At 59.8% G+C, this 24,216-nt stretch carries 9 protein-coding genes; 7 read left to right on the forward strand and 2 right to left on the reverse strand.

Translation table 11 applies throughout. The features are described 5' to 3' along the window. Positions 1-127: 127 nt before the first annotated feature. The 3 genes from F1529_RS04495 (at position 128) to F1529_RS04505 (ending at position 4,044) form a co-directional block, all read left to right on the forward strand. On the forward strand, positions 128-1,645 hold the full coding sequence (locus F1529_RS04495) for a DUF945 family protein (protein WP_230457706.1): 1,518 nt from the start codon (positions 128-130) through the stop codon (positions 1,643-1,645). Between the two features lie 121 nt (positions 1,646-1,766). Then, positions 1,767-2,132, forward strand: coding sequence for a YbaN family protein (locus tag F1529_RS04500; RefSeq protein ID WP_155132417.1), 366 nt, complete (start codon positions 1,767-1,769; stop codon positions 2,130-2,132). Positions 2,133-2,268: 136 nt separating this feature from the next. Further along, complete coding sequence (locus F1529_RS04505; protein ID WP_155132419.1) at positions 2,269-4,044, forward strand: acyl-CoA dehydrogenase C-terminal domain-containing protein; 1,776 nt, start codon at positions 2,269-2,271, stop codon at positions 4,042-4,044. Between the two features lie 293 nt (positions 4,045-4,337). Here F1529_RS04505 and F1529_RS04510 read toward each other — a convergent pair whose 3' ends face one another. Then, complete coding sequence (locus tag F1529_RS04510) at positions 4,338-4,973, reverse strand: endonuclease (protein WP_155132421.1); 636 nt, start codon at positions 4,971-4,973, stop codon at positions 4,338-4,340. A 106-nt stretch (positions 4,974-5,079) separates the two neighbouring features. Further along, a complete protein-coding gene (locus F1529_RS04515) occupies positions 5,080-5,691 on the reverse strand; it encodes a TetR/AcrR family transcriptional regulator (protein ID WP_155132423.1) in 612 nt (203 codons plus the stop codon). Between the two features lie 201 nt (positions 5,692-5,892). Here F1529_RS04515 and F1529_RS04520 point away from each other — a divergent pair, with 201 nt between their 5' ends. The 4 genes from F1529_RS04520 to F1529_RS04535 all read left to right on the forward strand — a co-directional run bounded on the left by F1529_RS04520 (position 5,893) and on the right by F1529_RS04535 (position 24,215). Then, positions 5,893-7,551, forward strand: coding sequence for a multidrug ABC transporter permease/ATP-binding protein (locus tag F1529_RS04520; protein WP_155132425.1), 1,659 nt, complete (start codon positions 5,893-5,895; stop codon positions 7,549-7,551). A gap of 94 nt (positions 7,552-7,645) precedes the next feature. Further along, the gene (locus F1529_RS04525) at positions 7,646-7,849 is read left to right on the forward strand and encodes an MbtH family protein (RefSeq protein WP_007151409.1); all 204 of its coding nucleotides are present in this window, start codon (positions 7,646-7,648) and stop codon (positions 7,847-7,849) included. Between the two features lie 39 nt (positions 7,850-7,888). After that, positions 7,889-18,739, forward strand: a complete 10,851-nt coding sequence (locus F1529_RS04530; protein WP_155132427.1) for a non-ribosomal peptide synthetase — start codon at positions 7,889-7,891, stop codon at positions 18,737-18,739. Between the two features lie 13 nt (positions 18,740-18,752). Next, positions 18,753-24,215, forward strand: coding sequence for a non-ribosomal peptide synthetase (locus tag F1529_RS04535; protein ID WP_155132429.1), 5,463 nt, complete (start codon positions 18,753-18,755; stop codon positions 24,213-24,215). Position 24,216: the final 1 nt, after the last annotated feature.

Raw genomic sequence — 24,216 nt, forward strand, 5'->3', positions numbered from 1 at the left:
ACAGCGCCCGGCTGGCGAGAGATGACACGCCTGTGGTGGTTGGCGGGCTGATCGTTACTCCCGGTGTTTTTCCGCTATAGTGATGCACTTCAAAAAACGGGGTAACAGGGACGAAGGGGGAATACCCATGAAAAAAGGACTCGTGCTGGTTGTAGTGCTGGTCGTACTGCCGGTAGCGGCATGGTTGGCGGCTACCTTTTATGTGGGCCTGCGGGTTGAGCAGGTGGTCCGCGATGAAGTCGCGAAGATGGAAATACTGCCGGGGCAGAAGGATATTCTGCTGGATGTGGTGCGTTACGAGCGCGGCTTGTTGTCCTCCAGTGCGCATACCTGCCTGATCATTCAGGGGGAGCTGGCGGCCATGCCGCAAGCGGCGGCGTTGTCCGGTCAGGTTTGTTCGCTGAGCACGATCCATCATGGCCCGCTGGCTTTCACCGATGATGGGCTGAAGGTTGGCCTGGCCAGCACCCGGGAAGTGCTGGACCTGTCGGCTTTGCCGCCTGAGGGCAAGGCGCTGGTCGAGCAACTGTTCAAGGGCAAGGCTCCTCTCGTCGGGACCAGCTTTTACGGCTTTGACGGCAGCGTCCGTATTCGGGTGGCGCTCGCCCCGGTCGATCTGGATTCGCCCATGGGCAAGATCGTGCTGGAGCAGCTTCAGGTGGATGTGCATCGCCCGAATATCGACGGCTACCCGGTGAACAGCTTTGTGACGCTCAAGGGGCTGAATATCAATGCACCACAGGGGCAAATGGCGATTGAATCGCTGACCGGCTCGGTGGATGTGGTGGATATGCTTGGCGACATCCTGCCGCTGACCGACATGAACCTGAACGGCAAGGGGCTGGTGTATGCGCAGAATGACCTGCCGCTGCTGGGGTTCGATTTTACCCTGCAGGGTAGCAGCCAGGATGATGGTGACACGCTGGCCGGTAAAAGTGGCCTGTGGGTAGATAACGTTATCGGCGCCATGGTGCCCTTGCCGATGGATAGTGCTTACCTGGGCATGAATTACGCCGGCCTGGACAAGCAGGCGTTAATCAAGGTCAACGCTCTCAACAACGAACTGGACCAGTTGCAAACCAACATGCTGCTGGGAGCCATGGCCAACAGTGAGCCGGCGGATCCGCAGCAAACGATTGCCAGAATCAAGACGCTGATTGACGAGATGATGACGGTGATCGGGGAGCAGTTGCTGCACCCCGGTGACAGCCGCCTGGCCATGCAATTGCTGGTGGACAATGCCGGTAAGCGTCAGCTCAGCCTGGATGCCCGTACCCGCTATCTCGGGCTTGAGGGCCGTAATTTGCCACTGCAAGAGCTGCAGGCGCTCACTGAGCAGCAAATGAACCAGATGCTGGATGTCTCTGTGCAGGTGGATATGAATCAAGCCGTTATTCCACCGCCGTTAGCCATGCGGTTGCCCGGTTTGGCTGCCCAGGGACTGGTGGTTCAGCAGGGGGATCGTTGGAGCAGTGTACTCAACGCCAGTGGTGATGAGGTGGTGCTTAATGGCGAGACTATTCCGGTTGCGATGCTCAAGCAGCGCCTTGAAGCGGCCAGTGGATTGGCTGGCGCTGCCGGGGATGCCCAGACCGTCCCTCAGGACGGGGAATTGCCTGCAGAAAGTGGTTCAGAGGTTCCCTAGCTCTGTCCGGTCACTGCGTTGCTGTACTCGTTGACGTCAGTCATCAGGCGTTTGATTGTGGAGGTTTTTTCAATTCAGGCGTACTGGTGCATGCTGTAGTGACGTTTCAGGAGTGTGAGCAATGATCAGAGTCGTTGCCTGGCGATTACTGGCGGTGTTCTGCGTGGCCCTGGGGATGATCGGTGTGGTGATCCCCGGCCTGCCCACGGTGCCGTTTCTGCTGGTGGCCGCCTGGGCGGGAACCCGTGGCTGGCCCAGGCTGGAAGCCTGGCTGCTGGGGCATCCGAAATACGGTCCGAGCATCCGTGACTGGCGCGAGCAGGGCGCGGTATCGCGCCGGGCCAAATGCGCAGCCTCCACCATGATGCTGATCAGCATCGTGTTGATCAGCCTGTCCGGCGCGCACAATAGCGTAAAAATTGCGGTTCCCGTCTTTCTTTGCGGCACGTTACTGTGGCTGTGGCGGCGCCCGGAGCCGAAAAAGTAAGCTCCCTTTCATGTGATTGAACCGCGTATTTGTTGATGGAAAAGGCGGTCATGAACGCCGGGTCACAAATAAGCCTGTAACCCGGCCGCCGGGCTGCCTAAAATTCGCACCCTGCCAACTTTCGGGAGATGTGCAAATGGCGACCTATAAAGCCCCCCTCGAGGACATGCGTTTTGTTCTCAACGATGTGTTCAAAGCGGATCAGCTCTGGGCCTCCATGCCGGCCACCGCAGAGGTGACTCAGGATTTGTCCGATGCCATTCTGGAAGAAGCGGGCAAAATGACCGAAGGGCTGCTGTTCCCGCTGAATCGTAACAGCGATGAGCAGGGCTGTACCTGGAACGACGGGGAAGTAACCACCCCGGACGGTTTCAAGGATGCATTCAAGACGTTCGCCGAAAACGGCTGGAGCGCATTTTCCGGTAACCCGGAGTTCGGTGGCCAGGGTATGCCCAAGTCACTGGCGGTACTGTTCGAAGAAATGATGCACAGTGCCTGCTCTTCGTTTGCCCTGTACCCGGCGCTGACCAGCGGTGCCTGCCTGGCGGTAGACGCCCACGCCTCCGAAGAGCTCAAGTCCCAGTACTTGCCCAAGCTCTACAGTGGTGAGTGGAGCGGCACCATGTGCCTCACCGAGCCGCATTCTGGCACCGACCTGGGCATCCTGCGCACCAAGGCCGTGCCCAACGATGATGGCTCCTTCAACATCACCGGCACCAAGATTTTCATCACCGGCGGCGAGCATGACCTGACCGGCAACCATATCCACCTGGTGCTGGCCAAGCTGCCGGATGCGCCGGCTGGCTCCAAAGGCATCTCCCTGTTCCTGGTGCCCAAGTTCCTGCCCGATGCGGACAACAACCCGGGCGAGGCCAATGGCGCTACCTGTGGTTCCATCGAGCACAAGATGGGCATCAAGGGTTCAGCCACCTGCGTGATGAACTTCGACGATGCCAAAGGCTGGATCATCGGCGAGCCGAATCAGGGCCTGGCGTGCATGTTCACCATGATGAACTACGAGCGTCTGTCTATCGGTCTGCAAGGCCTGGGCCTGGGTGAAGCCAGCTACCAGAGCGCGGTGGAATACGCCCGCGAACGTCTGCAGGGCCGCAGCGCCACCGGCGCGAAAAACCCGGAAGGGCCAGCGGATCCGATCATCGTGCACGGTGATGTGCGCCGCATGCTGATGAACATGCGTGCCATCAACGAAGGGGGCCGTGCACTGGCCGCCTACGTGGGCATGCAGCTGGATACCTCCAAGTTCAGCGAAGACGCAGACGCCAAGAAAAAAGCGGAAGATCGCGTGGCGCTGTTGACCCCGATTGCCAAGGCCTTTTTCACCGACCGTGGCCTGGATACCACTATCACCGGGCAGCAGGTGTTCGGTGGTCACGGTTATATCCGTGAGTGGGGCATGGAGCAGTTCGTTCGTGATTGCCGTATTTCCCAGATCTACGAAGGCACCAACGGCATTCAGGCTCTCGACCTGGCCGGCCGCAAAGTGGCTCGCAACGGCGGCAAGTCCGTGGATGCATTCCTGGCGGATGCCCAGGCCTGGGTTGATGCCAATGCCGACAACGCGCAGCTGGCTGCAGTAAAAGAGGACCTGCAAGCGGCTTTGGCATTGCTGAAGTCCTCCACCGATACGCTGCTGGCCCAGGCCGGTGACAACCCGGATGCTATCAGTGCCGGTGCGGTGGAGTATCTGGATATCTTCGGGTATGTGATCTACGCATGGCTGTGGGCCCAGATGCTGGCGGCCACAGACGGTCGTGATGATGACTTCGTCAAAGCCAAGCGCATCACCGGGCTGTACTACTTCCAGCGTGTCTTGCCGAAAGCCCAGTCCCTGGCGGCCCAGCTGAACAGTGGGGCGGCTACCATGATGGACCTGAATGCGGATCTGTTTTAAAGGCCGCTGCATGTGGCACGCAACACGCCGCACGCATTAAAAAACCGCACCCCCTCAAGGGTGCGGTTTTTTAATGGTTCATCACGGCAGCTTCTCAGGCGATGGGGTTTACGTCAGGCTCCCTGGCGTTTGGCAAAGTGCGGAATATTCGCGATAAGCCAATCAAATGGCGAAAAGCGTGTTATTCATTCCAATCCGCATCCCATTCCCTTCAGCGTGTAGCACAGGAAGATAGGGTTTACCCGGTCTTGCGACGTGTTGTTGCCTGCTGCATGAAGCGTGCTGCGTCTCTGTTACGGAAACTGCATATTTAATGGTGAGCTGCCTTGCAGGCTTTGTGCGCGGTCGGGCTCGTCGACGAAGGGGTTGCGGTTGCCCTGCAGTTGCTCAATCACGTTATTGCGGCGGCGCTCTTCTGCGGTGACCGGGTCTTCCTGGTTCCAGCGTTGGTACATATCCAGGGTGCCGAGCAGGGGGAGCTCGTAGCGTTCGTGAAGATAGAGCATGGCCCGGGCCACGTCCCCCTTGGCGTTGACCGGGGGCTCGAATACCTGGAACGATTGTTTGTAACCGCAGTTGCTGTCTTTTTCTGCGGTGTCCGGCAGATCGCCAAACAGGGTTCGCCGGCGGTCCAGCTCGGCGCGGCGGGTGACGGGGAAGAGGGCGTGGCGGTCTTTACGAATATCGGAGAATTGCGGATTGTTTTCGCAAAGACGAGTACTCCGGCAACCAAAGTGCTGTGCCAGCCGGCGTTCATCGTAAATCTGCTCTACTGAAATGCGATCACCGGGCTGAAAGGATTCCTGACAATAAAGGGTGTCGCCTCCGTTGGCGTAAACCTGCTTGAGAAAGAGTGCGTCCATGCCATCGGCAAAGCTGGCCGAAGCCGGCAAAAAACTTGCCAGTAAGGCAAGTGTCAATTTGTGCATATTGTGAATCCTGTCACATTATCAATATTGCCATCTTAGCCCCCAAGGCCAGGGTGACGGATATCTACAATGTATACCGGGCAGACAGGTGGTGCCAATGGCGAGACTAGTGGTTGTCCAACAAAAGAGCCACACAGCTCTGGATGTGTGCGGTGATCGCGGTTTCGTCGGGAAGCTGGCTGGGGGCCAGCAGGGCGCAGAGCTGAAAATCGGCCTTGATCATGCCAAAAAACTGCCGGGCGGCATGGGGGCTGGGTTCGGCGCCGGGGAGCTGCCCGCGGTCGTGAAGGCACTGAAGGTAGAGCAGTAACTGCCCCTGCAGCATGTGGGGCCCGGCTTCGTAAACGGTTTGCCCGAGTTCGGCAAAGGCTGAACCCTCTGCAATCAATAACCGGTATAACTCCAGGTTGACCGGGTCCGTCAGCGCGTTGAAAAAAGCGTGCCCCAGCCGTTCCAGCCCTTCCCGGGCCGGCAGTTCGTCCAGCTCCAGGCTACGGATATCGTGAACCATCTTGTGGGCATGGTGAGTGATCACCGCGCCGAACAGGCCGCGTTTGTCGCCAAAATACTCATACAGACTACGCCGCGACCCACCCGCCTCGGCAATGATCATGTCCAGCGTAGTGCGCGCATAACCGTGCTGGAGAAAGGTGTGTGTGGCGGCATCAAGCAATGCCTGGCGCCGTCGCTGGCCGCGTGTGGTGATCTGCTGAGTCATGAAATAAGTCCTGTTCTGTCACTGAATGGTATTGAGCAGGACACTTTCCGGCAATGGCGATACGCACCAATGTGAAGAAAGAGACGGACAGGCAAAAACGGGATTAACCGCACGAAAATAAGGTTGATATATAAATAAGAATCAATATCATTGCGATTCTCTTTATTTGCTCTTCCCTGTCCAAGGAGGCGGACATCCCTCATGACCCTCATGGGCCTGTTATTTTCCCGTAGAAAGAAAGCCTTCGCGGCGGTGGCCGTGCTCAGTGTGTTGAGTGCGGTATTGAGTGTGGCGGTATTGGCGTTTATCAGTCAGCGATTGCTGGCCGGTGGCGCGGACTTGCCCGTGGTGCTGTTCCAGTTTGCCTTGCTGCTGGTGGCGCTGTTGGCCACGGCCACGGCCGCCCAGGTGACCCTGCATGTACTGGGGCACCGGATGGTGTACGGCCTGCGTCGGGACCTGGTGCGCCGTGTGCTGGCCACGGACATCGAGCAACTGGAAAAGGTGGGCGGGCCGCATCTGCTGGCGGCGCTGAGCACCGATCTGCGTAATCTGACAATCGCCTTTGTGCATTTGCCGGAGCTGGTCTACGGCGCTGCGCTCAGCGTGGCGGCTCTGGGGTGGCTGGCCTGGCTGGCGCCGGGGTTGTTCGCTGTCACGGTGGCCTGGCTGCTGGGGACGGCGGTCATGGGCATCTGGCTGGTCGGGCGTATCAATTTCCATGTGGGCAAGGTCCGTGAAGGTGACGACCATCTTTATCAGGACTATCAATCCATGATTGATGGTCGCAAGGAGCTGGCACTGAACCGGCCCCGTGCGGCGCGTTTTTTCGATGAAGAATTCGATGGCCATGCCCGCGGTTACCGTGACCATGTGACCCGCGCAGATATCTGCAACGGATTGGCCGGCAACCTGGCCAATGTCCTGGTGTTGGCCCTGATCGGGGTGCTGTTCTATCTCGCCGCGGGGCGTGGCTGGGCAGACGCCAATACCGCTTCCATTTTTGCACTGACCATCTTGCTGTTGCGCACGCCTTTGATTGGCGCGGTGGCGGCGTTGCCCACTTTGCTGGCTGCGCGGGTGTCCCTGCGCAAACTGACCGGCCTTGAGCTGGCCGACGATACGGCGGATCTGCAGGCGGGCGGCGACACGCTGGCAGGCTTCAATACGCTCAGCCTGCAAGGAGTGCGTTATCACTATCCGGATCAGGACGGCGCGCCGGGTTTTGCGGTCGGACCGCTGGATCTCACCATTCGCCGTGGCGAGCTGATTTTTGTGCAAGGCGGAAATGGCAGTGGCAAAAGCACCTTTGCCCGTTTACTCACCGGGCTTTACCGGCCTCAGCAGGGTGAGCTACGGGTGGATGGCGAGCTTGTTACCGAGGCGAACCGGGTGGCATTCCGGCAGCTGTTTTCGTCGGTGTTCACGGATTTCCATCTATTCAGCCGATTACTGAAAGGCGATGGCGCGGAAGTGGCGAGTGCAGACGTGGATGCCTGGCTGGCCACGCTGGGCATGCAACACAAGGTGCGCCAGCAGGATGGCCGCCTCAGCGATATTCGTTTTTCCCAGGGGCAGCGCAAACGTTTGGCCCTGTTGATGGCGGTGATGGAAAGCCGGGACTGCTTGTTGCTGGATGAGTGGGCGGCGGACCAGGATCCACAATTCCGGCAATTCTTTTATCTCGAGCTGTTGCCGCGCCTGCAAGCCGCCGGCAAGACCATCATTGCCATTACCCATGATGATCACTATTTCGATCGCGCTGATCGCTTGCTGAAAATGGAAAGTGGCCAGCTGGAAGAAATGGATGATCTGGCCGCTCGAGAGAGTGTTCAGGTATTACGCGAAGCGGGTGTTTAGGGCGTCTGATAATCGCGCCTTGTGCGCCCGGGCTATCGGCTCCGGCGCGCTTTTCTCTCAATTTTTTCTCAATCCTGTCAACGGCGAGGAAGCCATGAGTATTGATAATCCCGAAACGGAATTCACTGTCGTCATGAATGATCAGGAGCAGTACAGCATCTGGCCGACCTACCGTCCTGTCCCGGCGGGCTGGCAAGCCGTCGGCGTGACCGGCAACAAGAGCGAATGCCTTGAGCATATCAATCAGACCTGGACAGACCAGCGTCCACGCCGCCTGCGGGATGCGCAAGCGTCCTGATTCTTTCTCTTGCGTCTGCATTAACGGCAAGGAGCTGATATGACCGGGTCTGCCATCGAGAACGCGCGCCCGGGGGCCGAATGGACCCCGCTTTCCTCTTCACAGCAACGTCTGTGGCTATTTACGCGGCTTTCACCGCAGAGCACGGCCTATAACCTGGGTGGCATGCTGTGGCTGGACGGCGAGCTGAATCCGCAAGCGCTTGAGCAGACCATGAATTATGTGGTGGCCCGGCAGGCGATACTGCGTGTGGAATTTTCCGAGCGGGATGGTCAGGGTTGGCAGAGGATCGCGTCGCACGTGGACAGGGTGCTGCAGGTCGAGGATGTCAGCAACGAGGCAGACCCGGAAGCGGCAGCCTACCGGTTGGGCCGCGAGCATAATGCGAAACCGTTTGATCTGGAAACCGAGTCGCTGCTGCGTTACCGGCTGGTCAGGCTGAGCGAGCAACGGCATGTGCTGCTGATCTCATTGCATCATATTGTCGGCGACGCCTGGTCGTTGGGCGTGTTCATGCAGGAGTTTCTGTTTGCCTATAGTGCCTTGCGTGATGGGCTGACACCGAACCTGCCGCCGCTGAAAAATACCTATCTGGATCTGGTCGAAACAGAAGCTGAATGGCTCGCCAGTGACGATGCCCGGGCGCAGCGGGATTACTGGATCGACACACTGCAACATGAAGGCGAACCCCTGGCTTTGCCCCGCCTGTCACAACCGTCCGGTGCCTCCAGTGGTGCCCGTTTTCAGGACTTCTCCCTGTCTGCCAGGCAGACGCAAACCCTGAAAGATTTTGCCAGGGCGCAGGGCGTCAGCCGTTTTACCGTATTGCTTGCCGTGTTGCAGTACCTGTTGTTTCGGGTGTCGGGGCAGTCGCAGATTCGCGTAGGCGTACCCAGTGCCAACCGTAAAGGCAGTAACCAGTTTCTGGTGGGTTTTTTCGTGAACAACCTGGTGGTGCAGGGGCATGTTTCCCCTGAGCTGTCCGTCAGCGACTGGATTGCACAGATCCACAGTGCCTTGAACGACGCCAAAAAAAATCGCGATCTTCCCTTTGAAAAAATTGTCGATGCCTTGAGTGATTCCCGCAGTTCGGGCAGTCATCCCTTGTTCCAGGTGGCGTTCAATTATCGCCAACAGGGCAAAGGACTGAGTCTGAATCTGGGTAACCTGATGGCGCGGGTAGAAGACCTGCCCGTAACGGAAACGCCGTTTGATCTGGTGCTGGATGCCTGGCCGGATGAGCACGATGGCCTGACGTTACGGTTGGTTCACGGTGACGGCATTCTTGATGATGCCTTTGCCGGGAAAATGGTGGTGGCGTTTGAGCAGGTGCTGGACCAGTGGTTGCAGTCGCCAGCGTTGCCACTCACCGAGAGTGCGGCGCTGGTGTCGGATGATCAGGTCATGCTGGAGCGTTGGGGGCAGGGGGCTGGCCAGTGGCAAGCGCATAGTTTTGTCTCTTTGTTTTCACAGCAGGCCGCGAAGCAGGGTGATGCCATTGCGCTGGTGCACGGGGATGCCCGTGTGTCGTTTGCCGAATTGGAAGCACGTTCCAATCAATTGGCCCGTTACCTGATTGAGAAAGGCGTGCAGCCAGACGACGTGGTGGGTGTGTCTTTCGAGCGTGGCGTCACCATGGTGGAAGCCTTTATCGCCGTGATGAAAGCCGGTGGCGCTTTCCTGCCACTGGATCCGGCTTATCCTGCGGACCGTTTGCGCTACATGCTGGAAGACAGCGGCACAGAACTTTTGCTCACTGAATCGGGCCTGGCTCCTTCGCTGCCAAGCGTGGAAACGGTGACACCGATTGCGCTGGATACGTTGTCACTGGATGCCTTTTCTGCCCAGACCCTCGGCAACGAGCCGCACCCGGATCAGCTCGCCTATGTGATCTACACCTCCGGCTCCACCGGCAAACCCAAAGGTGTGTCCCTGACCCATGCCGGTCTCGCCATGCATGTGCAGACCATCGGCGAGCGCTATGGCATGACCCCGGATGACGTAGAACTGCAGTTCGCCTCCATCAGTTTCGATGGGGCGGTGGAACGCTGGACGGTGCCGTTGGCCTTTGGTTCCCGTGTGGTGATTCGTGATCAGCAACTGTGGAGCGCGGAACAATGCTGTGAGGTGCTGAAAAACGAAGGCGTTACCGTGGCCTGTTTTCCGCCCAGCTATATGGGCCCGCTGCTGGACTGGATCGAACAGGAAAAACCGGCATTGAAGGTGCGTTCCTGGACCCTGGGGGGTGAAGCCTTTACCCGGGAAACCTTCGAGCGCATGCAGCATGTGCTCAAGCCAAAACGCATCCTGAACGGTTACGGCCCCACGGAAACCGTGGTCACGCCGATGCTGTGGGGAGCCTACGAAGGCGATACCCTGACCAGCGCCTATGCGCCCATCGGCACCGCCGTGGGGCCGAGAACATTGTATGTGCTGGATCAGGATCTTAACCGGGTGCCGGTTGGCGTCGCGGGGGAACTGTATATCGGTAACGAAGTGGGCCTGGCCCGTGGTTATCATCAGCGCCCGGACCTGACGGCGGAGCGTTTCCTGCCAGACCCGTTCGGTGAGCCGGGCGAGCGCATGTATCGCACCGGGGACCTGGTGAAGTACCGGGACGATGGCGTGATGGAATACCTGGGCCGGGTGGATCAGCAGGTAAAAATTCGCGGTTTCCGTATTGAGCTGGGCGAAATTGAAAGCCAGCTGCTGGGCCATGAACAGATTCGTGAGGCCGCCGTGGTGGCGCAGCCTTCTCCCGCCGGGGATAGATTGGTGGGGTATGTGGTGCCCCGTGGTCCGATCGTTACCGATGACATTCTCGTGGCTCTGGCGGGTTCACTACCGGACTATATGGTGCCCAGCCAGTTGATCGTGTTGGAAGCCTTGCCGCTGACCCCGGCGGGCAAGGTGGACCGTAAGGCGTTGCCGGCACCGCAGTGGCAAACCGCCAGCGAAGGTGACGCACCACAAACGGACAATGAACAGACGCTGGCGACGATCTGGCAACAACTTCTGGGCCGTGAAACCGTCAGCCGCGATGATAATTTCTTTGCGTTGGGCGGTGACTCCATTCTTGCCTTGCAGGTGGTCAGCCGTGCCCGCCAGCAGGGTCTGGCGTTAACGCCCAGGGATTTATTCGAACAGCCGGTGTTGAGTCAGCAAGCCGTTGTGGCGCAACCGGTGACGCTGAATACCGCCAGCCAGGAGCCTCTGGCCGGTTTGCTATCCCTGTTGCCGATTCAGCAGCGCTTTATTGAGCAACGGGGCCTGTCTGCCTGTAACCAGTATCTGCGTTTTTCCATACAGAAACCGTTTGATGCGGCCGTTCTGGAACAGGCCCTGCAGCTGCTTGTCGCTCAGCATGATGCCCTGCGTTTACAGTTCGACGTGAGTGACTCCGCGACGGCGCAGTGTGTGCCCGCCGCGAGTGCGCCGCTGCTGCAAACCATGGATAGCAACAACAGTGCTGCGATTGAAGCGCAGATGATTGCTGTGCAGCGCAGTTTGAATCCGGCGCAAGGCAAGTTGCTGGGGGCGCTGTATGTTACCGGCGACACGACTCAGCGAGATAATTCACAGCTGTTGCTCACCATTCATCATCTGGCCGTGGACGGCGTGTCCTGGCGAATCTTGCTGGAGGATTTTTTTCTTGCCTGCGAACAGATTCAGCAGGGTGGCAAAGCATCGCTGCCACGCAAGACTCACAACCTGCGTGACTGGCGCGAAGCGCTGGATCAGCAGTACCTGCCACAGGCAGAGCTGGCGCTGCCTTACTGGCAGTCGGTTTGTGAAACGATGCCGCCGTTGTTCAACGGATTACAGTTCAACGGATCGCAGGACGATCCGGCGAGCCACTTCGTCCGTGAAACCGATGCGCAGACCTTGCGCCGCTGGCAGCACAGTGCAGACCGTTACGCTTCCCTGAATCTGGAAGAGTTTCTGCTGATCGCCCTGTCGCAAGCCCTGGCGGAATATTGCGATCGTCGGGTGTTGCGCATTCACCGTGAAAGCCATGGCCGCACGGCGAGTGACACGGCGCTGGATTTGAGCCGGACCGTGGGCTGGTTTACCAGCCTGTATCCGCAGCGACTGGACTGTGCTGATGATCTGGCGACCACGATCAAACAGCAGAAGGAACAGTTGCGCGAACCGGCACAGGGCGGTCTGGGCTATGGGCTGCTGGTTCAGCAGGGCAAGCTGGCCGGAGGCGATCATCGCCTGGATGTGTTGTTCAATTATCTTGGCCAGTTTCGCCACGATGATTTGCCCGGTGTCTCGCTGATGGACGCGGGCCTGTGGCAGGAAGCGGATGCGCCGACGGATGCGCCGCTGGTGATCAACGCGGATCAGCAGAACGGAAAATTGCGCATTCGTGTGGATGTGGATGGGGTGACCCTGTCTGGCGAACAGGGTGCGGTGCTGGTGGATCAGTGGCTGCAGCAGTGCGAACGGTTGGCCCGGCATTGCGATTCCCGGGCGCCGGTACTGACGCCGGCCGATGTGCCTTTGGCATCACTGGATCAGGCCCAACTGGATTCCCTTGCGCATCGTCCGGAACAGATTCTGCCCCTGTCGCCCTTGCAGGCGGGATTGCTGTTCCATTCGCAGCTCAGTGATAGCAACAGCACCTATGTGAACCAATTGGTGTTGCCGCTCACCGGAGTGGAACCGGTGCGAATGCGTCAGGCGTGGCAGGCGTTGCTGGCGCGCCATGGTGTGCTGCGCACCAGTCTGTTGCCCGCGACCCTGTCTGATACTCGCCATCAGGCAGTCTGGTCTGCGCAGCAGGTAGCCTTGCCCTGGCTTGAGAAGGATCTCCGTGACGTCGGCGAATCGGCACTGGATGATTGGTGCCAGCATCGTCTGCAGACAGGTTTTGATCTGCAGGCGGCGCCTTTGTGGCGGGTCGACCTGTTGCGCACCAGTGAGCAAACCTGGCAGTGCGTGCTCACGCTCCATCACATCCTCATGGATGGCTGGAGCACCGGGGTCTTGCTCAGCGAATTGATGGCGCTATACCACGGCAAGACACTGCCGGCGGCGCCAAAGGGTTATGCGGATTATCTGGGCTGGTTGCAGCAACAGGATCGCGGCGCGCCCCGGGAATTCTGGCAGCAATACCTGTCGCCGGTGCAGATGCCAACCCGTCTTGTGGAGGCCGTCGGTACGCCGGATAAAGGCGCATTCCGTCGTCACCCGATCGAATTTGATGCCGCGACCAGCGATGCTCTGCGTCAGGCGGCCCGTGACAAGGGGCTGACCATCAATACCCTGGTGCAAGCGGCCTGGGCGCGAGTACTGGGCCGGTTCACCGGCCAGCAACGGGTGGTGTTCGGCAACACCGTAGCCGGCCGCCCGGCGGAGCTGGCCGGTAGCGACAGTATGCTGGGCCTGTTCATCAACACCCTGCCCATGACGGTGCCCCTTAATGGTGAGCAATCCATCGCCCATTGGTTGAGACAGCTGCAGGCGGATAATGCGTCGCTGCGCGAACAGGGCCATGCGCCGCTGTTCGAAGTGCAGCAGGATGCCGGCTGGGGCGGAGAGGGCTTGTTCGATACCTTGCTGGTCTTTGAAAACTATCCGCTGGATGAATCCCTGCTGGGCAGTGAGCACAGCGAATTGCAGCTGGGCACGCCCACCAGCCACGAGTTCACCCATTACCCGCTCACCGTGGCGGTGCTGCCCGGTGACCATCTGCAAATGTTGTTTGCCCACGATAGTGCTGCCTTGCCGGTGGCGTTGGTGGACCGCATGGCCAGTGCGTTCAAGCGTACCTTGCTGGCGTTGTCTCATGTGGATGATGTGCCACTGGCCACGCTGGATGCGTTGGGTGACGACGAGCCCCGGTTGCAGCAATGGAGCCAGGGCGAAGGCGAGTGGCACGCGGCCAGTTTTCTCTCGCTGTTTTCACAGCAGGCAGCCGAGCAGGGCGAGGCCATTGCACTGGTGCACGGTGACACCCGCGTATCGTTTGTCCAGCTGGAATCCCGCGCCAACCAATTGGCCCGTTACCTGATCGAACAGGGCGTGCAACCGGACGATGTCGTCGGTGTGTCCTTCGAGCGTGGTGTCACCATGATCGAAGCCTTCCTTGCCGTGATGAAGGCCGGCGGTGCTTTCCTGCCGCTGGATCCGGGTTATCCCTCCGATCGTTTGCACTACATGCTGGAAGACAGCGGCGTGAAACTGTTGCTGACCTCTTCAGATCTGATGGAAACCTTGCCCCGTGTTGATGCCGTTAAACCGATTGCAGTGAATGAGCTGTCGCTTGATGTTTTCTCTGCGCAGTCCCTCGACAGCGAACCGCACCCGGATCAGCTCGCCTATGTGATCTACACCTCCGGTTCCACCGGCAAACCCAAAGGCGTGTCTTTGACCCATGCCGGTCTCACCATGCATGTGCAAACCATCGGTGAACGCTATGGCATGACCCCGGATGATGTGGAGCTGCAGTTCGCCTCTATCAGTTTCGATGGCGCCGTAGAGCGCTGGACGGTGCCGCTGGCTTTTGGTTCGAGGGTGGTGATCCGTGATCAACAATTATGGAGCGCACAACAAACCTGCGATGCCCTGCAAAAAGAAGGGGTGACCATTGCCTGTATTCCGCCCAGCTACATGGGGCCACTGCTGGACTGGATCGAACAAACGCAACCGCCCCTGAAAGTGCGTTCCTGGACTTTGGGCGGTGAGGCTTTCACCCGGGAAACCTTCGAGCGCATGCAGCAGGTGTTGAAACCGCAGCGCATTCTCAACGGTTACGGTCCTACCGAAACCGTGGTCACGCCGATGCTGTGGGCGGCTTATGAAGGGGACTCTCTGAGCAGTGCCTATGCGCCCATCGGTACCGCCGTGGGGCCGAGAAAACTGTATGTACTGGACCAGGATTTTAACCGGGTGCCGGTTGGCGTCGCAGGGGAACTGTATATCGGCAACGAAGTGGGCCTGGCCCGTGGTTATCACCAGCGCCCGGATCTGACCGCCGAACGCTTTCTGCCGGATCCCTTTGGTGAGCCGGGCGAGCGCATGTACCGCACCGGGGACCTGGTGAAGTACCGCGATGACGGCGTAATGGAATACCTGGGCCGGGTGGATCAGCAGGTGAAGATCCGCGGCTTTCGTATTGAGCTGGGCGAAATTGAAAGTCGCCTGCTCGCCCATCCGCAGGTGCGTGAAGCGGTGGTGCTGGCCCAGCCGTCACCGGGTGGTGATCGGCTGGTGGGGTATCTGGTGCCGCGCGGGCCGCTCAGTACCGATGCGCTGATGGCTGAGTTGGTCACGGAATTTCCCGATTATATGGTTCCCGGCCAGTTGCTGGTCCTGGAAGCCATGCCGCTGACGCCAGCGGGCAAGGTGAACCGCAAGGCATTGCCCTTGCCCCAATGGCAGGCGGGCAGTTGCGGTGAGGCGCCGCAAACCGATAACGAAATGATTCTGGCGGCAATCTGGCAATCCCTGCTGGGGCTGGAAAGCGTCAGCCGCGATGACCACTTTTTCAATCTGGGGGGCCATTCGCTGTTGGCGGTGCAGATGGTTAACCGGCTGCGCCATCAGCATCAGCTGGATTTGCCGCTGAACCGGATTTTTGAGCAGCCATTGCTCAAGCAATGCGCCTTGCTGTGTCAGTCGGTGGATGCCATGCCGGCGATTCAGCCGGTGCCGCGCCACGGCGATTTGCCCTGTTCTGCCGCCCAGCGTCGGCTCTGGTTTGTGCAACAGCTGGAACCGGAAAACGGTGCCTACCATATGCCGCTGGCACTGGAGGTGCGCGGTGAGCTGCATCGCGATGCTCTGCAGCAGGCGGTGAATACTCTGGTGGCCAATCATGAAAGCCTGCGTACCCGTTTTATCGAGGTGGGCGGCGAGCCTCGTCAGCGGATTCTCGATGCTGGCACGGTGGCTATTGAGTGGCAGGACCTGAGTGAAGAAACCGGGTCGGACGCGGCAGCCGGCTCTCACCAACATGAGGCGCTCCAGCATGAGGCATTAACGCGTCCGTTCGATCTGGCGGCGGATGACTTGTTGCGGGTGCTGGTGCTGAAACTCTCGGCGCAGCGCTATCACCTGTTGCTGGTGCAGCACCACATCATTGGTGATGGTGTTTCCATGCAGCTGTTGCTGGCAGAGTTGAGTGAACTGTATCAACGGGTCCATCAGGGCGAGACGCTGGCGGCTAACCCCGCTGCTATTCAGTACGCGGACTATGCGGCCTGGCAACAGCAATGGCTGGACAGTGACGAGGCTCGCGCTCAAACCCAGTGGTGGGTCGAACAGCTCGGCGATGGTGGCGAGCCATTGGCCTTACCCACGGATTTTCCTCGTGGTGGCTTGCCGGGCAAGGCAAGCGGCGGCGCGCGCCTGCCCATGCCGATCAGTGATGCGCAACTGGTGCAGCTGAAGCAGCGAGCCAGCGAGCTGGGCTCCACCGTGTCCACGCTGCTGCTCAGTGTCTGGCAGACCCTGCTGCATCGCTACAGTGGCCAGCCACAGGTGCGGGTCGGCGTGCCGGTGGCCGGGCGCTTGCTGGCGGAGACGGAAACCCTGCAGGGCTGTTTCATCAATACGCTGGTGATCCCGGCGTCATACCATCAGCCGCAGACTTTTGCGCAACAGGTGGCGGCCACCCAGCAATTTATCGGTGCCGCCCAGGGCCGCCAGGCGTTGCCGTTCGAGATGCTGGTGGAGGCGCTGGGGGTGGACAGAAGCCTGGATCGTCACCCCTTGTTCCAGGTGGTGTTCAATCATCAGCGGCTCAGCCAGACCTTTGCGCCCCGGTGGCCGGAAGCGGTGATTACCCCATTCGATCCCGGTGCCGCCGGTGCCCAGTTCGAACTGGCGCTGGATATTCTGGAAGACGATGAACAGCTGCAGGGCTTTATCGGTTATGCCACTGCATTATTCAAACCGGAAACCATCGAACGGTTACGGGACCATTTCTCCATTCTGCTGGGCGCGTTGCTGGATGACCCGCAGCAACGGTTGTCTGATGCGAGCCTGCTGACCGCAAACGAAGTGGCCGCGGGCCAAGATTTTAATCGTACCGAAAAAGACTGGGGCGATTTTACCGCGGTACCGAAGCGGTTGAGTCAGCAGGCGGCTCGCACCCCGGATGCCATCGCTCTGAGCATGGGCGAGCAGCAGCTCAGCTATGCGGAGCTGGAGCGCAGGGTCAATCAACTGGCGAATCGTTTACGCCGTGCCGGGGTGAAAGAGGACGTGCGTGTGGCCATCGGCTTGCCCCGATCGCTGGAACTGGTTATCGGTATTCTTGCCATCACCCGCGCCGGCGGTGCGTATGTGCCGCTGGACCCGAGCTACCCGCAGGATCGACTCGCCTACATTCTGGACGCGTCGTCGCCGGCGTTGTTGCTGACCCATAGCGAGCTGCTGGAAAGCTGGCCGCAAGGGGTACCCATGTGGTGCCTGGATGAGCTGGATGTGAGTGATCAACCGGTGACGCCGCCGGCAGTGCAGTGGCACCCGGATCAGGCGATCTATGTGATTTACACCTCCGGTTCCACCGGCAAACCCAAGGGTGTGCTCAATACCCAGGCGGCGCTGGAAAACCGTTTGCTGTGGATGCAGGACAAATACCCGCTGGCCCATGCGGACTGTGTGCTACAGAAAACGCCGTTCAGTTTTGATGTGTCGGTGTGGGAATTTTTCTGGCCATTGATGGTGGGCGCGCGGTTGGCGGTGGCACCGCCGCAAGCCCATGGTGATCCGCAATGGTTGCAACAGGTCATGGCCGACGAAGACGTCACCACGCTGCACTTTGTGCCGTCCATGTTGAAGGCGTTTGTGGATGCCACCGGCCTGCAGCATCTGCCGCAACTCAAGCGCCTGATCTGTAGCGGCGAAGCGCTGGATATGGAACTGCAGAAAGCCGTATTCGCCAGCCGCAACGATGTGGAGCTGCATAACCTTTACGGCCCCACCGAAGCCGCCATTGATGTGAGTTTCTGGCAGTGCCGTTCCCTGGAGAGAGAAGAAAAGGAAAAGCCGGCAGATGGACACACCGTGCCCATCGGTGCGCCGATCAGCAATATTCAGCTGCATGTGCTGGATACGGATCTTAACCCGGTCCTCCGTGGTGTCCCCGGTGAGTTGTACCTGGCCGGTACAGGGTTGGCACGGGGCTATTTTGCCCGCCCGGATCTGACGGCAGATCGCTTCCTGCCCAATCCTTTCGGTGAGCCGGGCAGCCGCATGTACCGCACCGGCGATCAGGTGCGGCAACGGGACGACGGCATCATTGATTATCTGGGCCGCCTCGATCATCAGGTGAAGATCCGGGGCTTGCGTATCGAGCTGGGTGAAATCGAACAACAGCTAAAACAATTGCCTGAGGTGAATGATGCGGTTGTTGTTGCTCATCACAGTGACGCCGGTGACCAGTTGGTGGCTTATGTGAGCGCCGATAGCGATAACCGTGATAGTTGGCGACAGTCTCTCGCTGAGGCGTTGCCCGAGTACATGGTGCCCTCGCTGTTTATGGTGCTGGAGGCGCTGCCTTTATCGCCCAACGGCAAGTTGGACCGCAAGGCCCTGCCTGAACCGCAATGGCAGGCCCGTGAATACCGTGCTCCACAATCCGACACCGAACAGCAATTGGCATCGTTGTGGGCAGAATTGTTGGGGCAATCGCCGGTGGGGCTGGATGACAATTTCTTTGCCCTCGGTGGGCATTCGCTGTTAGCCACACGGGTGGTTGCCACGCTACGTGATCGCTGGAGTGTGGACGTTCCTCTGCGCGCGTTATTTGAGGCGGACACCTTGCAGGCACTGGCCGCCCTGGTGGACGAACATAACGGCGACGCCAAACAGCAGGAGCAGGATGACCTGTCGGCCATGGCCGATCTGCTCGATGACCTGGAAGATTTATGATCCGGAGTGACCTATGAGCCTGGACAAGGCGGCACTGGCGCAGCGCTTTATGGCGCTGGATGAAACCAAACAGGCGGTTTTTCTACAGAAGCTGGGGGAAAAGGGCATTCCCTTCGAACGCCTGCCGATTGTCGCCGGTGACCGCCCGAATCGTATCCCGCTGGCGCCAGCACAACAGCGTCTGTGGACCATTCATCAGCTGGAGCCGGACAACACCGCCTACCACCTGATCGCCGCATTTGAACTGAACGGAGCACTGGAGGTGTCGCGATTGCTGCGGGCTCTGGATACGGTGGTCCAGCGGCATGAAAGCCTGCGTACCCGTTTTGTGGAAGAGGGCGGTGAAGGGCTGCAACAGATTGGCAATGATTCCCTGATCGTTGAACAGCGCGATGCTCGCACGCTGGATGACAACGCCCGGCAAACCCTGGCGGATGAACATGCCCACCGGCTCTTTGTGCTGCGCAGTGATTCACCATTGCGTGTGCAGTTGTTGCAACTGTCGGATCAAGGCTGGCGCTTGCAGCTGGTCATGCACCATCTGGTGTCCGATGGCTGGTCCATGGACGTGTTCTTTGCGGATCTGGCGCAGGCGTATCTCAGCGATGCATCGTTGCCAGAGCTTGCCATTCAGTATGCGGATTACGCGCTTTGGCAAAAGGCCTGGCTGGATGCCGGTGAACGTGACAGACAACTGGCGTACTGGCGCCAACAACTGGGGCATGATCAACAGGAAAGGGCGCAACCTCCGTTGCTGATTGCCCATGACCGTGCCCCGGCGCAGACCGCCTTGCGTACGGCGGCCAGTGTGCAGTGGACGGTTCCTTCCCACTTGCAGGGGCCACTGCAGACGCTGGCGCGGAAAAACGAGACGACCCTGTTCACGGTGGTGCTGGCGGCCTGGCAGTGGGCGCTGGCGTCGGTGAGTGGCCGCCGTGATATTCCGGTGGGCGTCCCGGTGGCTAACCGCGAGCGCGCCGAAGTAGAAGCGCTGGTGGGTTTTTTTGTAAATACCCTGGTGGTGCGTGGGCAGCCGCAGGCGGCGCTCACGGTAAGTCAGTGGGTGGCGCAGCTACACCAGACCATGCTGGACGCCCAGGCTCACCAGGCGCTGCCGTTTGATCAGCTGGTGGCATCCCTATCGCCTCGCCGGGAGCCGGGTGAAACGCCCCTTTTTCAGGTGTTGTTCAACTATCAGCGTCGCGATACGGCAGCAAGAAACCTGAGCGACGGCGTCACCATTGCACCGCTTGCTCAGGGTGTGCCGCATGCGTTGTTTGATCTGGCGCTGGATGTCCATGAGGGGGATGGCGGTGCGTTGTTGCTGACGCTGACCTATGCGGCAGACCGTTTTCATTCCGACACCGCCGAGCGACTGAAGCAGGCCATGAGCCTGGTGCTGGCGGCATTCGGCGAGGGTCAGCGAACGCTGGGTGCCATCGCTGTGTCAGAGGCTGATTTACCGCAGTTGCAGCATTGGGGACAGGGAAAGGGCGAGTGGCATCAGAACAGTTTTGTGTCCCTGTTTTCGCAGCAGGCCGCGAAGCAGGGTGATGCCATTGCGCTGGTGCACGGGGATACCCGTGTGTCGTTTTCCGAATTGGAAGCACGCTCCAATCAATTGGCCCGTTATCTGATCGCACAGGGTGTGAAACCGGATGATGTGGTCGGCGTGTCTTTTGAGCGCGGCGTCACCATGGTGGAAGCTTTTATCGCCGTGATGAAAGCCGGCGGTGCTTTTTTGCCGCTGGACCCGGGTTATCCCTCCGACCGCTTGCACTACATGCTGGAAGACAGCGGCGCGACGTTGCTGCTCACCTCTTCAGATTTGATGGAAACCTTGCCCCGTGTTGAAACCGTTAGCCCTATTGCTGTCGATACACTCTCACTGGACAGTTTTGCTTTCGGCATCCCCAACGAAGAACCGCACCCGGATCAGCTCGCCTATGTGATCTACACCTCGGGCTCCACCGGCAAACCCAAAGGTGTATCCCTGACCCATGCCGGTCTTACCATGCATGTGCAAACCATCGGCGAGCGCTATGGCATGACCCCGGACGATGTGGAACTACAGTTTGCCTCCATCAGTTTCGATGGGGCGGTGGAGCGCTGGACGGTGCCGCTGGCCTTTGGTTCCCGTGTGGTGATCCGTGATCAGCAACTGTGGAGCGCGGAACAATGCTGTGAGGTGCTGAAAAACGAAGGCGTTACCGTGGCCTGTTTTCCGCCCAGCTATATGGGCCCGCTGCTGGACTGGATCGAACAGGAAAAACCGGCACTGCAAGTACGTTCCTGGACCCTGGGCGGCGAGGCCTTTACCCGGGAAACCTTCGAGCGCATGCAGAATGTGCTCAAGCCAAAACGCATTCTTAATGGTTACGGCCCCACAGAAACGGTGGTTACGCCGATGCTGTGGGCCGCCTACGAAGGCGACACCCTGACCAGCGCCTATGCGCCCATCGGCACCGCCGTGGGGCCGAGAAAACTGTATGTGCTGGATCAGGATCTTAACCGCGTTCCAGTTGGCGTCGCGGGGGAACTGTATATCGGCAACGAAGTGGGTCTGGCCCGTGGTTATCATCAGCGCCCGGACCTGACGGCGGAGCGTTTCCTGCCAGACCCGTTCGGCTCACCCGGCGAGCGCATGTACCGCACCGGGGACCTGGTGAAGTACCGGGGCGATGGCGTGATGGAATACCTGGGCCGGGTGGATCAGCAGGTAAAAATTCGCGGTTTCCGTATTGAGCTGGGCGAAATTGAAAGCCAGCTGTTGGGTCATGAACCGATTCGTGAGGCCGCCGTGGTGGCGCAGCCATCGCCTGCCGGGGATAAATTGGTGGGGTATGTGGTGCCCCGTGGTCCCATCATCACCGAGGACATTCTCGCGGCGCTGGCGGGATCACTGCCGGACTATATGGTGCCAAGCCAGTTGATCGTGTTGGAAGCCTTGCCGCTGACCCCGGCAGGAAAAGTCGATCGCAAGGCGTTGCCGCCACCGCAGTGGCAAACCGCCAGCGAAGGTGATGCACCACAGACGGACAATGAACAGACGCTGGCGACGATTTGGCAACAACTGCTGGGCCGTGAAGCCGTCAGCCGCGATGATAATTTCTTTGCGCTGGGCGGCGACTCCATTCTTGCCTTGCAGGTGGTCAGCCGCGCCCGCCAGCAGGGCCTGGCGTTAACGCCGAAAGAGCTGTTCGAGCAGCCGGTGTTGAAAGAGCTGGCGGTTGAGGCAGTGAGTGCCCAGGCGTCGGTTATTTCTCAACAGCCCTTGCAGGGCGCGCTACCCCTGCTGCCCATTCAGCAGCATTTCTTTTCCCTGAATCCGCCCAGCCCCAGTCACTGGAATCAGCACCTGTGGCTGGCGCTGGATGCTCCCATGGAACGGCCGGCGCTGGAGGCGACCCTGCAGGCCTTGTATCAACAGCACGACGCCCTGCGATTGCAATTTACCCGTGAGCAGAACGGTTGGACGCAAACCTGTTTGCCGACGGATGCACCGAGCCATGAATTATTGTGGTGGCGGCAGGCTCCGGATGATGCGGCGGTATCCGCCTTGTGTGAACAGACCCAGCAAAGCCTGAACATCGAAGCAGGGGAGCTGTTCCGTGTGCTTTACGTGCAAACTCCGCAGCAGCCGGATCGGTTGTTGCTGGTGATTCATCACCTGGCGGTGGATGGGGTGTCCTGGCGTATTCTGCTGGACGATTTGCTCAGTGCGTATGGGCAGGCACTGGCAGGCCAGGCGATAACCTTGCCGGAGCGTACCCACAATCTGGGCGACTGGCATCAGGCGCTGGTGCAATGGCTGCAGAACAACGGTGATGAACGCTTGCCGTTCTGGCAGGCCCAGCAACCGGACAAGGCTTCGGCGGCCTTGCCTGCTTACGGCGAAAAGCAAAGTGCCACCTTGTCGCTGGACAAGGCGGATACCCGCCGGCTGCTACAGGATGCGCCAACCAAGCTGGGCGTTAGCGTGCCGGCGCTCTTGCTGACTGCGCTCTCCCGAACGCTGCAACCTTCTGCTGCAGGCGCATCGCTGGTGGCGCGATCCGCAACCGTGGGCAATAGCGCCGCCAGCGATGCGCCTGCTGAAAATAAAAACCTGGTTATCAATCTGGAAGGGCACGGCCGGGAAACCCGCCTGGCGCCGGGCATGGACCTGAGTCGGACGCTGGGTTGGTTTACCAGCCTGTATCCGGTATCGCTGCCGTTCTCTGACGACCCGCGCCAGAACCTGTTTGCGGTATCGCAGCAATTACAGCAAACCGAACCGGATGGCGGTGTGGGCTATGGCGCTTTGCGTTTTCTTGCTGACAGCGCACTGAACGACAGCCCGGATGCGCCGGTCACGTTCAACTATCTGGGGCAGTACCACGACGATGCCTTGATTCAGGGCTTTACACCGTTGCGCGGCGGCGGCACTGCCCAGGCGGGCGACAACCCCATGGCCTCCCCTCTGGCGATTAACGGCCAGGTGGTCGGCGGGCAGCTGGAGCTGGTCTGGGATTTTGCGTCCAGTGTGTATGACGAGCAGCAGATTGCGCATTGGTGTGGCCGTTACCGTCAGGCCTTGCAGGCATTGTTGGCTCTGGCGGATGCGCCCCGTGAAGCCAGCGCCGATCCGGCACTGGTGACGCGCCTGAACCGGGTCGGCGATCTGCCTGTACTGTGGTGCCCGCATCCGGTGACTGGACGCACCACCGGTTATCAGGCCCTGGCCGCCAGCCTGGAAGGGCAGTGGCAGGTGCGGGGCCTGCAATCGCGCAGTTTTCTGGAACCTGGCTGGTTTGACCCGTCACTGAATGAAATGGCCGAGCGGTATTACCGCACGGTGCGCCAGCAGCAGCCGCAAGGCCCTTACTACTTGCTGGGCTGGTCATTGGGGGGCGCCTTGTCCATGGAGCTGGCTCACCGGCTGGAGCAGGCTGGCGAAACCGTGGCCTTTGTGGGGCTGCTGGATACCTATGTGCCGGGCCACGAAGTGGCGGAAGACCAGTGGTCATCGCCGCAGGCGCAGCAGACGTTGCGGGAACATCTGGGCATGCTGCTGACCTCGGCGTCGTCCATGGCGCTGGATGATTGCATTGCGCGCCTGCGTGACAGCAAACCGGCGCAGTGGCCGCAGAACTTTGCGCAATGGCTGGCCACGCAACCCATTGAGCCGGCGGTGGCCGACAGTGCTGCGCAGTTATTGCATGCCTGGGCGGTGGAGCAACATTTGCGGGATTTATGTTGGGGCTATCAGCTGCCAACGTTGCAGGCCCCGGTACACAGTTGGTGGGCCAGTGAGCCGGCGGGCCGTGCCCGGACTCTTGAGAACGGGCTGGCCGCGTGTGTTGATTTCGCCCACAGCGACACCGTGCAGGCGGATCATTTGACGATTGTGCGTGAGGCCACCTTTTTACAGAGCTTGCCGGACCGGCTTGAACGGAGCAACGCTCAGCAACCATTGACTGAAATGCCCGGCTAAT

The organism is Alcanivorax sp. VBW004, from assembly GCF_009718865.1.
GTDB lineage: Bacteria > Pseudomonadota > Gammaproteobacteria > Pseudomonadales > Alcanivoracaceae > Alcanivorax.